Raw genomic sequence first — 13,140 nt, forward strand, 5'->3', positions numbered from 1 at the left:
AAACCGCTTATTGTTGCGGCTTATAGGCGATCGCCTTGATTTCAATTAACAAATGCGGGTGGGGCAATTGATGCACCGCTAAAGTAGTGCGGGTCGGGCCGTCGTAGTCAAAATACTCGGCATATACCGCGTTATAACCGGCAAAATCGTTCATATTGACCAGATATGCAGCGATCTCGACCACATCATTCAGATCGGCACCGACGCTACGCAGAATATCGCGGATATTATCGAGCACCGCGCGGGTCTGCACACCGATATCCAGGCGGGTGGCTCCCATCGCATCCACTTCTGCACCGGCAATACTGTTGTCTGGCAGCCTTGAACTGGTGCCAGAGACAAACAGAAAATCACCGGCCCGTTTTACGTGCGGGAATCGTCCACGCGGAGTCGCTTTCCCTTTAACCACTACTGCCTGGCTGCTCATTGTCCACCTCTGGTATGAAATGCTGTCCGGCCAAAACCGGAGATATCAACGCTGACGTGTAGCCCCGGAGAGAGTGCTTCGGCGGCGGTCGCGGCGCCAGCCAGGATCACCGATCCTGCAGGCAAGACACGCTCTTGTTGATGTAACAGGCTGGCGATCTGTACTAGTGCACGCAGCGGATGCCCAAGGATTGCCGCCGAGCTACCAACCTGCACCGGGCGGCCATTAAAGTTCATCACCACCCCCAGGTTATCAATGGCGCGCTGTGGGTTTTGCAACGCCCCCACAACGAATTTGGCTGATGAACAGTTGTCGGCTACCACATCTTCCAGGGTGAAGCGGAAGTCCCGATAGCGGGAGTCGATGATCTCCAACGCCGGGCCAACTCCTTCCAGCACCAGACAAGCTTCGGCCAAAGATAGCGGCCCGTTGATCTCTGTGCGGGTGATAAAGCAAAGTTCAGGTTCAACGCGTGGGTGGATCAGCTCGCTCAGATCCAGTGAACCACCTTCTTCAATTTGCATGGTGTCGGTCAGTTCACCCCAGATCAGGTGATCGACACCCATCTGCTGCATTTTTGCACGGCTGGTAAACCCGAGTTTCAGGCCGACACGGCGTTCACCACGCTGTTCGCGCAGGCGGATCCCCTCTGCCTGCACGCGGTAGGCGGTGGCAAGATCCAGCGCTACCTGCCCGGTTAACTGAGGGGCGGCCTGCTGGCGCAGCATGGCTTGGTCCAATTGGTTGGCCAAAGCGGTTAACTCCATGACTTTGCTCATACGGTTTTCTCCCGTTGCCCGTTGCGTTGCGCCAGCAGATCCAGGGCGACATCAACGATCATATCTTCCTGGCCTCCCACCATGCGACGGCGGCCAACTTCCAGTAAAATATCGGCAGCTTTGAGCTGATAACGTTCTGCGGCGTTCTCGGCGTGGCGCAAGAAGCTGGAGTAAACCCCGGCGTAGCCTAGCGACAGGCTTTCGCGATCGACGCGTACCGGGCGATCCTGCAATGGCCGCACCAGATCGTCGGCGGCATCCATCAGTTGCAACAGATCGCAACCATGGTTCCAACCCAGGCGTTCAGCGGTGGCGATAAATACTTCAAGCGGCGCATTACCGGCCCCTGCGCCCATGCCAGCCAAGCTGGCATCCACGCGGTCACAGCCTTCTTCCACTGCGACGATGGAGTTGGCAACGCCGAGCGCCAGATTATGGTGGGCGTGCATACCGAGTTCAGTGCTGTCGTTGAGCACCTCGCGCAGGGCGCGGAAGCGATCGCGGATGTCCTGCATCAACATAGCCCCGCCGGAGTCGACCACGTAAATACAGGTAGCTCCATAGGATTCCATCAGCTTGGCCTGCTGAGCCAGTTTTTGGGGTTCAGCCATGTGGGACATCATCAGAAAACCAACGGTATCCATCCCTAGTTGACGGGCAGAGGCAATATGCTGGCGTGAGATATCTGCTTCGGTGCAGTGGGTAGCGATGCGCACCACGCGAGCACCTGCGTCGTAGGCATGGCGCAAATCATGCACAGTGGCGATGCCTGGCAGTAACAGCGTGGCGATTTTGGCGTTGCTGACTGACTCGGCGGCGGCGGCAATCCACTCGACATCGCTGTGTGCACCAAAACCATAGTTGAAGCTGGAACCTGATAAACCATCGCCATGTGCGACTTCGATCGACGTGACCCCGGCGCGATCCAGCGCGCTGGCGATCTGCCGCACCTGCGGCAGCGAATAGCGGTGGCGCACGGCATGGGAGCCATCGCGCAGAGTCACATCGGAAATAGACAGTTTCTTCATCTTCATGCTCCCTGACGTTGCAACAGACGGGTGGCAATGTGCTCACCACAGGCCAGTGCGGCTGATGTCATGATGTCGAGATTACCTGCGTAGGCGGGCAGATAGTGGGCAGCCCCTTCTACCTCCAGAAAAATCGAGACCTTCAGGCCACCTTCTGGCCCCAGATCGGGATAAAGGTGTGCATCGGCTGAAGAGATTTCTTCAAACTGTACTTCCTGCTTCAGCCGATAACCGGGCACGTACTCCTGCACCTTGGCCGCCATGGCCGCCACTGCGGCGCTGATAGCGTGGCGATCGCCATGTGGTGTCAGGCAGAAAACGGTATCGCGCATCATCAACGGTGGTTCGGCTGGGTTGAGGATAATGATGGCTTTGCCGCGCCGGGCTCCGCCGACCGTTTGCAGTGCCTGTGAAGTGGTTTCGGTGAATTCATCGATATTGGCGCGGGTGCCGGGGCCTGCGGAGCGGCTGGAGATCGAAGCCACGATTTCGGCGTAGTAAACGTCGGTCACGCTGGCGACGGCGGCGACCATTGGGATGGTGGCTTGCCCACCGCAGGTGACCATGTTCAGGTTGGGCGCATCACCTTGAGCTTTCAGATTAACCACCGGCACCACGTAAGGGCCGATGGCCGCTGGGGTAAGATCGATTACCCGTACACCAAACTGTTGCAGCAACTGATTATGATGCGCATGTGCTCCAGCAGAGGTGGCGTCGAACACCAGTTTGATTGCACCGAAATCGGGCAGGGCCAGCAGCCCGTCAATGCCTTCATGGGTGGTTGTCACGCCGAGCCGGTTGGCGCGCGCCAGGCCGTCAGAGGTCGGATCGATACCGACCATCGCTGCCATTTTCAAGTGTTTACCGTGGCGTAGGATCTTGATCATCAGGTCGGTGCCGATGTTACCTGAACCGATAATGGCGGCAGAAATCTGTGTAGGCTGGCTCATTGCTTGCCTCCTGTGGGTTGCGCGAAGCGGGCACTGACTTGGCCAAGGCCCTCAATGCGTGCGGTGAATACCTCGCCTGCATTAGCGGCTACCATCGGGCCCAGTGCGCCGGTGAGGATAATATCGCCAGCTCGCAGAGCATCTCCCCGCTGTGCCAGCGTGTCCGCCAACCAGAGTGCGGCAAGCAGCGGATTGCCCAGGCAGGCGGTACCCGCGCCAACCGAAACAGGTTCCCCTGCACGTTCCAGCACCATGCCACAACCGAGCAGATCCACGTCTTTCAACTGTACCGGGCGGTTGCCCAGTACGAACAGACCGCAGGAAGCGTTATCGGCAATGGTATCAGCCAGCGAGATATCCCAATTGGTAATGCGACTGTCGACAATTTCGATGGCGGGCAGCAGATAGGCGGTGGCGCGGATCAGATCGGCGAGCGTGTGTTTCTCATGGGGCAGATCTTGCTCAAGCACCAGCACGATCTCGGCCTCCACTTTGGGTTGTATCAGGCGGCCTGCGGTGATTTCTTCCCCGTCACACAGTGCCATGTCGGCGAACAGCCGACCAAAATCCGGCTGGTTGACGCCCAGTTGCCGCTGTACCGCTGGCGAAGTCAGACCGATTTTACTGCCAACCAGACGGCGGCCCTGTTTGAGCTGCTCGTCGTGATTCAACCGCTGCACTGCATAGGCGGCATCGATATCGTTGGAGCCAATCAGATTGCGTACTGGTGCACATGGCAGGCCGCTGCTGGCTGCCTGCCTGAGCAGAGTGGCGGCTTCATGATATTCAGGCTTCAGTGGGTTTGACACATGGATCTCCTGTTGGTATGCCACGGATCACCAGCGGTGGTCGTGGGAGATATTCCTGGCTGATTTGCAATAGCCTGGTGCTGGACATATCGGCAGTCTAGCCAGCCTGGTAATAAGCGAAAATGAATAAAGTGGCTTTTGCTATTCCCTAAAGTTATGCCATAGTGGCCGCAAGCGTCGCCTTGGGCTGATGAATCTTGGAGTAAACGACAATGAGTGAACGCGCCCCTTTTAGCGTTAGCGACATGATTCTCAATCGTCTCAAACTGCGTCCGTTGCTGATTTTTGATCGGGTATTGCGTAACCAGTCGATTGCGCGTGCGGCAAGGGAACTGAATCTGACCCAGCCTGCGGTGACCAAAGCGATCCGCGAACTGGAGCAGCAATTGGATACGGTGTTGTTTGATCGTAATAATCGTGGCGTGACCCCCACGGATTGCGGGGTGCTGCTGGGGGAGCGGGTGAAGTCGGTGATTGCCGAACTGCGTTACCTGACCGATGAGCTGAATACCTTTAAAGGCGGTGTGGTGGGGCATGTGGTGGTGGGAACCCAAATCTCTGCCAGCGCCCGTTTGCTGCCACGTGCCATCCTGCTGCTGAAAGCACGTGCGCCAAAAATCCTGGTAACGGTGCGGGAAGGGCCGCAGGATTATCTGTTCCCTGCTTTGGCGAGCGGCGAGTTGGATGTGGTTGTGGGGCGCTTGCCGGAGCCTGATGCCCCTCTGACTGCCAGAATGGCTTTGAGCCACCGAGCACTGTATCGCAACAGCCTGTGCGTGGTTGCGGGTGGCCACCACCCCTTGGCTAAACAAACCGATATCCAGCTGCAGCATCTTGCCGAGTGGCCATGGATCCTGCCGCCGCTTGATTCACCCGCTCGACGGGTGGCCGATCACTTCTTCAAAGAGTCTGGGCTGGCGGCCCCGGAAAATATTGTCGAATCATTGTCGCTGCTGACCAACGTTAACCTGCTGGTGGATTCCTCTTTCCTTGGATTGATGCCTGCCGCAGCGGCGCGGCGCTTTATTGCCGTGGGCCTGCTGATCCAACTGCCGCTTGGGGACGTGGGGCCACCGGCAGAAGTAGGGTTTTCGATCCGCGAAGATAAGCCATTGACCCCGGCGAGCAGACAACTGATCGAATGCCTTAAGCAGGCGGTACAGGAAGATACTGACCTGCCCGGCTATAACCAAATGGAATAGCAAAGCCCACTTTATTCATTTTCAACTTATTTCAACGGCTCCTTACACTGCGTAACGATACTTGGCCGAAGGTTACCTGCAACGGCGTTGCACTCAGACGCAAATGAATGGTGACTCCGTGCCGATTTGTGACTCAGGAGGAACAGTGCCGTGGCAACTTACCAATCCGCACCGGATTTACCCTTGTATATCGACGGGCAGTTTATCGATGGGATCCGGCAGTTCGACAATATCAGCCCGGTTGACGGGCATCTGGTTGCGCGTGTAGCCGAAGCCGGTGAGGCCCAGGTTGCCGCAGCGGTCAAAGCCGCACAGGCCGCACTTTCTGGGCCTTGGGGGCAATTGAGCGTGCCGGAACGCAGCGCGCTGTTACACCGGATCGCCGACGGGATCGAGGCTCGTTTTGATGATTTCGTCGCGGCAGAAGTGGCTGATACCGGGCGGCCAGAGAATCTGGCACGTACGCTGGACGTGCCGCGTGCTATTGCCAACTTCCGAACCTTTGCCGATCTGGCGGCGACTTCGGTGAGTGAATGCTGTGAAACCCCGCAGGCTGACGGTGGTCTGCTGTTCAACTACACGGTACGCAAACCCCTTGGCGTTGTTGCCGTTATCTCTCCCTGGAACTTACCGTTGCTGTTGCTGACCTGGAAACTCGGGCCCACATTGGCTATGGGGAACACCGTGGTGTGCAAACCATCGGAAGAAACGCCCTCTTCTGCCAGTCTGTTGGCGGAAGTGATGCACGCAGCTGGTCTGCCTGCTGGGGTCTTTAACCTGCTCCACGGTTTTGGCCCCGGTTCGGCTGGGGAGTTCCTGACCCGCCAACCTGAGATCGCGGCCGTTTCTTTTACCGGTGAATCCCGTACCGGTAGCGCGATTATGAAGGCCGTGGCAGATGGCGTAAAAGAGGTCTCTTTCGAACTGGGTGGGAAAAACGCAGCGGTGGTGTTTGCCGATGCCGACTTTGACGCCGCCGTAGCGGGTGTGGCGCGTTCTTCATTCTTTAATACCGGGCAGGTGTGTTTGTGCTCTGAACGGGTGTATGTCGAACGCCCGATCTTTGAGCGCTTTGTCACAGCCTTGAAGGCGCGGGCCGAAGCCTTGAAGATGGGGTATCCCGATGAGCCGGGGGTAGATCTTGGCCCGCTAGTGTCGCAGAAACATCGGGATAAAGTGCTTTCTTACTTTGCGCTGGCGCGTTCCGAAGGCGCTAATGTGATCACTGGCGGTGAAGTGCCGGTGTTCGGCGACACGCGCGATAACGGTTCCTGGATCCGCCCGACCATCTGGACTGGGTTAGGTGATGATGCGCGCTGTGTGCGGGAAGAGATCTTCGGGCCAGTGTGCCACATCGCGCCTTTCGATGACGAAGAAGAAGTGCTGGCGCGGGTTAACGACAGCCAGTATGGCTTGGCCTGCGCGCTGTGGACCAGCCAGGTGGGGCGTGCTCACCGTCTGGCACGCCGTATCCATACCGGGATTGTCTGGGTCAACAGCTGGTACGCCCGCGATCTGCGCACCCCGTTTGGCGGTAGCAAACTGTCGGGCATGGGGCGCGAAGGTGGCCGCCACTCGCTGGATTTTTACTCTGAAATCAGCAATATCTGCATAAAACTATAATTGACCACTGGCCGCAGCCAGAGTGGTTGACGGCCAGCTGAGTCTTGCCCCAGACCCTAAATAATGCGAGTTGCAGGAATACTGGCAGCTTGAAATATGGCAGGGTCGCTGACAGGAGCGTTACCTCATGCCTAACCCTACATCGCTGGATATTGAAGCTTTTATCGATCGCACCACGTTTTCTCCATTCCAATGGTTGCTGCTATTACTGTGCTTTTTAGTGATTTTTATGGATGGCTACGACATGGCTGCCATTGCCTATGTAGCCCCTTCGCTGTTGGATGAGTGGGGGTTGCAAAAAGCAGAACTTGGCCCGGCCATGAGCGCCGCGTTGTTCGGGTTGGCCTTCGGTTCGCTGCTGTCTGGGCCGCTGGCGGATCGGATTGGCCGCAAGCCGGCGGTGATCTATTCCGTGTTGTTGTTTGGGGTGTTCAGCCTGGCGACGGCCTGGTCTTCATCAGTCGGCTCACTGACTGCGCTGCGCTTTGTCACAGGGCTGGGGCTAGGGGCTGCGATGCCTAATGCCATCACGCTGCTGTCTGAATATTGCCCCAGCAAACGCCGTACTATGATCGTCAGCGCTATGCTGTGTGGCTTCCCGCTGGGGGCTGCAGCCGGTGGTTTGCTGGCAGGCTATCTGATCCCCGCGTTTGGCTGGCGTTCGGTGCTGGTGATAGGGGGCGTTGTACCGATTGTGCTGTGCGTTATATTGCCTTGGGTGCTGCCGGAATCGGTGCGCTATATGGTGCTTAAGGGCTATCCTAATGCCAGCATCCGCGCCATTCTGCAGCGGGTACAGAGCGAAGGCATGGAGCAGATAGAACATTTTGTGATTGCGGAAAAAATTGGCGATGGTCATTCAGCCATTCGTGCCATTTTAACCACGCCGCACCGTACTATTACCGCTCTGCTCTGGCTGAGCTGTTTTATGAGTATGCTGGTGTTTTATATGATCGTCAGTTGGATGCCGCTACTGCTGAAAGAGGCGGGGCTCGAGGTGCAGCAATTTTCCCACATCAGTGCGCTGTTTCCATTGGGGGGCGGGATAGGCTCAATCCTGATCGGCTGGGTGATGGATCGCCGTGAACCGAATAAGGTACTGGCTTTCACCTATCTGCTGGCTGGATTGTTGGCTTATGGCGTCGGGCTGGCGGTGGGTAATGTCGAGCAGACCCTGATATTGGGCTCGCTGGTGTTCTTTATGGGTTTTGCTTCTGGTGGTGGGCAGTCTGCTCTGGCTTCACTGGCGGCGTCGTACTACCCCACCAGTTGCCGTGCGACAGGGGTGGGCAGTATGTATGGTGTAGGGCGTTTTGGAGCGATCTCTGGCGTGCTGGCCGGTGCCGAACTGCTGCGCTACCAGTTCCCGGCCACTACTATTTTCAGCCTGTTGCTGATCCCTGCTTGGCTGGTCTGTCTGGCACTGATATTGAAATATTACAGTGGGCGGCGGCGTGCACCTTTGTTGACCCATTTGCAGAATAAACTCTGAACACCTCACCCGCCGCGATGGCGGGTGATACTATTCTGTAGCAGGGAAGAGGGGGGCGATTTCAAGACGTTTATTACCCCTCTCATTGGCATCGATCAGCGCGAACAGTGCATCTAGCATGCTGCTGACATCCTGTTGCACCATCACAATGTCATGGCCCAACAGCATCACGAACGGATCCCAGTCAAAGCAACCCATCACTGGCTGTTTTGCGCCGCGATAGCCTGCCGAAATCATCCAGCGCATTACGCCCTCAAGGGAGATCGTCGAGTTCACAAACAGCCCGGTGTCGAGGTTACCGCCTTTGGCGATGAAATCGCTGAGCACTTTTTCTGCTTTGTCGGGGGAATAGCCGCAGGTCAGGATGTTTTCCTCGATCACTTCAAGGCCCCACTGCTGGTGGGCGCTCCGGAACCCTCTGAGCCTTTCCATGGTATTGTGATCGCTGCCGCGCCCACCCACGAAAATAAGCGGTTGCGCGCGCCCCAGCCGTTGTTCACCGTTTGCCAGAATGCGCAAAGCCAACTCTTTGGCACCAGCATAGTTATCGGTAATCACCGAAGGGGCCAAGGTGCCTGGTAAATCCAGGTTAAAGGTGGGTACGCCAGCGGCAGAGCAGATTTGGCTAATGTGGTCCGGGGCGGTCGCACCCGTTGAGACGATCCCGTTCACCTGATAAGAAAGCATGGTGCGTGCCGCTTCGATCTCCAGCTCAGGATCGCGGTTGGTGCAGGTAATCACCGGGAACAGGCCGCGTTCACGGGCCATGGACTCGAAGCGCTCGACGATCGAACCAAAATACCGGTTGTCATATTTGGGCACGATCATACCGATCATGGTTGATTTCCGGCGGCGCAGCAGACTGGCTTGCTGGTTTAGCGTATACCCTTGTTGCTCAGCAAGTTGCAGCACTTTCTCTGCCAGTTGCGCGCTGATCCGCCGCTTTTTCCAGCTGCCATTGAGCACCGCGCTGACCGCGCTGGAAGAAGCTCCAGCCAGTTCTGCCAGATCGTAAATAGTTGTTTTCTTTGATTTGAAGTCAGTCACAAATTGCACCCCAAAATTTTCTACATCTTGACAGTAATATTTTAAAGTAGCAATTAGGCTCCATCGATTGAGCTTGGTGCGCAATCGATAAAGCCGATGACAAAGTGAGGAATTATGAACAGTGAAAAAAACAACGGAAATCATTCAGGCGAACGGGTAGTGATTGGCGTTGATGTGGGATCGGGCAGCGCGCGGGCTGGGGTGTTTGATCTTTCCGGCGAGATGTTGGCACATGCCAGCCAGGAGATTAGCCTGTTCCGTGGCCCGGAAAATTTTGTCGAACAATCAAGCCGCGAGATCTGGGACGCGGTGTGCAACAGCATAAAAAGCGCGGTAGCGTTATCGGGGGTTGCCCCTTCTAGCGTTGCCGGAATAGGTTTTGATGCCACCTGCTCATTGGTGGTTCTGGGGGAAGGGGGGGAACCGCTTCCCGTGGGGCCGTCGGGGGATCCCGATCGCAACATCATTGTGTGGATGGATCACCGTGCGACCCCGCAGGCGGAACGGATTAATGCCACCGGGCACCCGGTGCTCAAGTATGTGGGCGGAAAGATTTCACCCGAGATGGAAACGCCCAAAATTGCCTGGCTGAAGGAAAACAAGCCTGATGTTTACGCCAGTGCCTGGCAGTTTTTCGATCTCGCGGATTTTCTCACCTGGCGTGCTACTGGCGATCTGGCGCGTTCGGTTTGTACGGTGACGTGTAAATGGACCTATCTGGCGCACGAAAAGCGTTGGGATCCGGACTATTTTCACACCATCGGGCTGGGGGAACTTGCCGATGAAGGTTTTCGGCGCATTGGGGAACGGGTTGTGGAGCCCGGAACGCCGTGCGGTAACGGCCTGACGGCACAGGCCGCCGAGCAAATGGGGCTACCGGCGGGCACTCCCGTTGCCGCCGGGATGATTGATGCACATGCTGGCGGCATTGGCACCGTCGGCGTCGGCAGTGGGGCGATCAATAATCTGGCCTACGTTTTTGGCACCTCTTCATGCACCATGACCACCACGGCAACCCCGGCTTTTGTGCCTGGCGTTTGGGGGCCTTACTATTCCGCTATGGTCCCAGGCTTGTGGCTAAACGAAGGCGGGCAAAGCGCCGCCGGGGCGGCAATCAAACAGCTGCTCTCTTTCCACCCGGCGGCGGTTGAAGCAACAGAACAGGCCAAAATGGCGGGTTGGTCGTTACCGGTGTTTCTGGCCAATCTGGCGCTGGAAAGAATGCCTTCGGCCTCTGCAGCGGCCAAACTCGCAGACGGTATGCATGTGGTTCCGGAGTTCCTCGGCAACCGCGCCCCTTTTGCCGATCCCCATTCTCGCGCCATCATTGTTGGCTTAGGGATGGAAAGCGATCTCGACAATCTGCTGTCATTGTATATTGCGGGTCTCTGTGGCGTTGGTTATGGCTTGAGGCAGATTATCGAAGCTCAGGCTCAAATGGGGGTCAACATTGAAAAAATTGCGATCAGCGGTGGTGCCGGGCAACACCCGCTCGTGCGCCAACTGATTGCGGATACCTGTGGTTACACCGTGCTGGCGACCAAAGCCAGCGAACCGGTTTTGCTGGGGGCGGCGATTTTAGGGGCGGTTGCAGCTCAACTTGCACCATCGGTTCAGGACGCGATGGAACATTTCGCCGTATTGGATAAGCAGTATCAGCCAGATGCCCATTTCAGCCAACTGCATGCCCGGCGCTACGAAGCGTATAAACGCCTGCAGTACAGTGCAAAACAGATCAGAGATGAATTACAGTAATTTTTTATTTATTACGCCAGCAGGCATAACCGGTTGGCGTTTCAATAGGGGAATAGCGCGATGAGTAAGGTAACCATTTATCATAATCCGGCCTGTGGCACGTCACGTAACACGCTGGAGTTAATCCGCAACAGTGGGGTTGAACCCACGGTTATTCATTACTTGGAGACACCGCCAAGCCGGGCGGAGTTAGTCCAACTGATCGCGGATATGGGGATTGAGGTTCGGGCACTATTGCGCAAGAACGTTGAGCCTTTTGAACAGTTGGGGTTGGCAGAAGAATCTTTTAGCGACGATCAACTGATCGATTTTATGTTGCAGCACCCGATTCTGATCAATCGCCCAATAGTGGTCACCCCTTTGGGGACTAAACTGTGCCGTCCTTCTGAAGCCGTGCTGGATATTTTACCCGACGCCCAACGTGCGGCCTTCACCAAGGAAGATGGCGAGCGAGTCGTGGATGCTCAGGGGAAACGCGTAGACCAGTAAGTGACTGGGGTGAGCGAGGAAAGCCAACGTTGAAGTATAACGGGTATAGATATCCCCAACTGTACGCCACGGCAGGGATATTATTGACCCATGACAAGGCGGCCAAGGTATTGGCCTCTTTATAATCACAGCTGTTTGTCTTCTCACAGGTGTGAACGTATGGCGTATCAACTGAACCTTAACTGGCCAGAATTTCTAGAGAAATACTGGCAGAAACAACCGGTCGTACTGAAAAATGCCTTGCCAGACTTTGTCGACCCGATCACGCCGGATGAGCTGGCGGGTTTGGCAATGGAAGCGGAGGTTGATAGCCGTTTGGTCAGCCAGGAAAATGGCCTGTGGCAGGCCAGTAACGGGCCGTTTGAGCATTTTGATCATCTGGGGGAAACCGGCTGGTCGTTGCTGGCTCAGGCGGTTAACCATTGGCACGCTCCCTCTGCGGAGCTGGTGCGCCCGTTCCGTGTGTTGCCGGATTGGCGCCTGGACGATCTGATGATCTCCTTTTCTGTGCCAGGTGGTGGCGTCGGGCCACATATCGATCAGTATGATGTTTTTATCATTCAGGGAATGGGTAGCCGCCGCTGGCGCGTGGGCGATAAGTTGCCTCTCAAGCAGTTTTGTCCACACCCGGCGCTGCTGCATGTGGAGCCGTTTACGCCGATCATCGATGAAGATCTGGCTCCGGGCGATATCCTGTATATCCCGCCGGGCTTTCCGCACGATGGTTTTACTCACGAAGCCGCACTTAACTACTCGGTCGGTTTCCGTGGCCCCAATGGCCGGGATTTAATCAGCAGCTTCGCTGATTATGCGCTGGAAAACGATCTCGGCGGTGAACACTACAGCGATCCTGATTTAACCTGCCGCGAACACCCGGGTAAGGTTGAGGATTATGAGCTTGATCGCCTGCGCCGGATGATGATCGACATGATTAATCAGCCAGAAGATTTTAAGCAGTGGTTTGGCCGCTTTGCTACCACGCCGCGCCATGAACTGGATATTGCCCCCGCGCACCCGCCTTATGAGCCGAGTGAGATTGTTGATGCTCTGATGAGTGGTGAAGTTCTGACGCGGCTGAGTGGGTTGCGGGTTCTACGCATTGGCGATGGCTTTTTTATCAATAGCGAACCGCTGGAAACGGTAGCACCGAAAGCGGCTGATGCCCTGTGCCGTTACACGATGCTCGGCAAAAAAGAGCTGGGCGAGGCGCTGCATAATCCGGCATTTGTTACCGAGTTAACCGGGCTGATCAATCAGGGGTACTGGTTCTTCGACGACTATACCCGTCATACTTCAAGTTGCTTGGGTGTTGGCTGCGTTACTCGGCCCTGACTGGGCCTCGCCCCTTCGGGGCCGCTGCAAGCAGCGTTCAAATCTGCTTACGCAGATTTGTCACTCACCCCAGTCACTTACTTGAGTAAGCTCCTGGGGCTTCGTTCCGTTGCCGCCTACAAGCAACTCGAATTATTTTGGGTATAATAGCGCTGTGAAGAACGGCTGCCAAATGCACAGGTTTAATGTGATTTGGCAGCCGTTTTT

Annotated in this window: 12 protein-coding genes; 6 read left to right on the forward strand and 6 right to left on the reverse strand. The window is 56.4% G+C overall.

From position 1 onward, the window contains the following. Nucleotides 1–7: 7 nt before the first annotated feature. From IV04_RS13395 to IV04_RS13415, 5 genes are read right to left on the reverse strand one after another with little or no spacing between them, the layout of a single operon-like run. Entirely contained in the window at nucleotides 8–427 is a 420-nt protein-coding gene (locus IV04_RS13395; protein ID WP_037394879.1) for a RidA family protein, read from the reverse strand. Further along, nucleotides 424–1,206, reverse strand: coding sequence for a 2-keto-4-pentenoate hydratase (locus tag IV04_RS13400; RefSeq protein ID WP_037394877.1), 783 nt, complete (start codon nucleotides 1,204–1,206; stop codon nucleotides 424–426). Before IV04_RS13400 ends, IV04_RS13395 begins: the two co-directional genes overlap by 4 nt. Continuing rightward, the gene (dmpG, locus tag IV04_RS13405; RefSeq protein WP_037394875.1) at nucleotides 1,203–2,240 is read right to left on the reverse strand and encodes a 4-hydroxy-2-oxovalerate aldolase; all 1,038 of its coding nucleotides are present in this window, start codon (nucleotides 2,238–2,240) and stop codon (nucleotides 1,203–1,205) included. Before dmpG ends, IV04_RS13400 begins: the two co-directional genes overlap by 4 nt. After that, nucleotides 2,237–3,184 carry an acetaldehyde dehydrogenase (acetylating) gene (locus IV04_RS13410; RefSeq protein ID WP_037394873.1) on the reverse strand — a complete coding sequence of 316 codons (948 nt, stop codon included), beginning with the start codon at nucleotides 3,182–3,184 and terminating at the stop codon, nucleotides 2,237–2,239. Before IV04_RS13410 ends, dmpG begins: the two co-directional genes overlap by 4 nt. Next, nucleotides 3,181–3,993 carry a 2-keto-4-pentenoate hydratase gene (locus IV04_RS13415; RefSeq protein ID WP_231566225.1) on the reverse strand — a complete coding sequence of 271 codons (813 nt, stop codon included), beginning with the start codon at nucleotides 3,991–3,993 and terminating at the stop codon, nucleotides 3,181–3,183. The genes IV04_RS13410 and IV04_RS13415 overlap by 4 nt, the downstream gene beginning before the upstream one ends. A gap of 212 nt (nucleotides 3,994–4,205) precedes the next feature. Between IV04_RS13415 and IV04_RS13420 the strand changes: the two genes are divergently transcribed. From IV04_RS13420 to IV04_RS13430, 3 genes are all read left to right on the forward strand, one after another. Beyond that, a complete protein-coding gene (locus IV04_RS13420) occupies nucleotides 4,206–5,195 on the forward strand; it encodes a LysR substrate-binding domain-containing protein (protein WP_037394871.1) in 990 nt (329 codons plus the stop codon). Between the two features lie 150 nt (nucleotides 5,196–5,345). Beyond that, nucleotides 5,346–6,818, forward strand: a complete 1,473-nt coding sequence (locus tag IV04_RS13425; protein WP_051916795.1) for a 2-hydroxymuconic semialdehyde dehydrogenase — start codon at nucleotides 5,346–5,348, stop codon at nucleotides 6,816–6,818. Between the two features lie 127 nt (nucleotides 6,819–6,945). Next, on the forward strand, nucleotides 6,946–8,310 hold the full coding sequence (locus tag IV04_RS13430; protein WP_037394870.1) for an MFS transporter: 1,365 nt from the start codon (nucleotides 6,946–6,948) through the stop codon (nucleotides 8,308–8,310). Between the two features lie 30 nt (nucleotides 8,311–8,340). Here the strand turns inward: IV04_RS13430 and IV04_RS13435 are convergent, their stop codons facing one another. Then, nucleotides 8,341–9,357: a LacI family DNA-binding transcriptional regulator gene (locus IV04_RS13435; RefSeq protein ID WP_037394969.1), complete on the reverse strand. Its 1,017-nt coding sequence runs from the start codon at nucleotides 9,355–9,357 to the stop codon at nucleotides 8,341–8,343. Nucleotides 9,358–9,471: 114 nt separating this feature from the next. Between IV04_RS13435 and IV04_RS13440 the strand changes: the two genes are divergently transcribed. From IV04_RS13440 to IV04_RS13450, 3 genes are all read left to right on the forward strand, one after another. Further along, nucleotides 9,472–11,112, forward strand: a complete 1,641-nt coding sequence (locus tag IV04_RS13440; protein WP_051916796.1) for an FGGY-family carbohydrate kinase — start codon at nucleotides 9,472–9,474, stop codon at nucleotides 11,110–11,112. Between the two features lie 60 nt (nucleotides 11,113–11,172). Continuing rightward, nucleotides 11,173–11,601 carry a glutaredoxin-dependent arsenate reductase gene (gene arsC / locus IV04_RS13445; protein ID WP_037394867.1) on the forward strand — a complete coding sequence of 143 codons (429 nt, stop codon included), beginning with the start codon at nucleotides 11,173–11,175 and terminating at the stop codon, nucleotides 11,599–11,601. A gap of 159 nt (nucleotides 11,602–11,760) precedes the next feature. Next, nucleotides 11,761–12,933: a cupin domain-containing protein gene (locus tag IV04_RS13450; protein WP_051916797.1), complete on the forward strand. Its 1,173-nt coding sequence runs from the start codon at nucleotides 11,761–11,763 to the stop codon at nucleotides 12,931–12,933. Nucleotides 12,934–13,140 lie beyond the last annotated feature (207 nt).

This window comes from Serratia sp. Ag1 (assembly GCF_000743355.1).
Taxonomy (GTDB): Bacteria; Pseudomonadota; Gammaproteobacteria; order Enterobacterales; family Enterobacteriaceae; genus Chania.

What these genes read in the sequence shown, in the direction of transcription:
- dmpG (WP_037394875.1), bottom strand. Translation starts at nt 2,240, where the DNA reads ATGAAGATGAAGAAACTGTCTATTTCCGATGTGACTCTGCGCGATGGC.
- IV04_RS13395 (WP_037394879.1), bottom strand. Translation starts at nt 427, where the DNA reads ATGAGCAGCCAGGCAGTAGTGGTTAAAGGGAAAGCGACTCCGCGTGGA.
- arsC (WP_037394867.1), top strand. Translation starts at nt 11,173, where the DNA reads ATGAGTAAGGTAACCATTTATCATAATCCGGCCTGTGGCACGTCACGT.
- IV04_RS13450 (WP_051916797.1), top strand. Translation starts at nt 11,761, where the DNA reads ATGGCGTATCAACTGAACCTTAACTGGCCAGAATTTCTAGAGAAATAC.
- IV04_RS13440 (WP_051916796.1), top strand. Translation starts at nt 9,472, where the DNA reads ATGAACAGTGAAAAAAACAACGGAAATCATTCAGGCGAACGGGTAGTG.
- IV04_RS13400 (WP_037394877.1), bottom strand. Translation starts at nt 1,206, where the DNA reads ATGAGCAAAGTCATGGAGTTAACCGCTTTGGCCAACCAATTGGACCAA.
- IV04_RS13430 (WP_037394870.1), top strand. Translation starts at nt 6,946, where the DNA reads ATGCCTAACCCTACATCGCTGGATATTGAAGCTTTTATCGATCGCACC.
- IV04_RS13410 (WP_037394873.1), bottom strand. Translation starts at nt 3,184, where the DNA reads ATGAGCCAGCCTACACAGATTTCTGCCGCCATTATCGGTTCAGGTAAC.
- IV04_RS13420 (WP_037394871.1), top strand. Translation starts at nt 4,206, where the DNA reads ATGAGTGAACGCGCCCCTTTTAGCGTTAGCGACATGATTCTCAATCGT.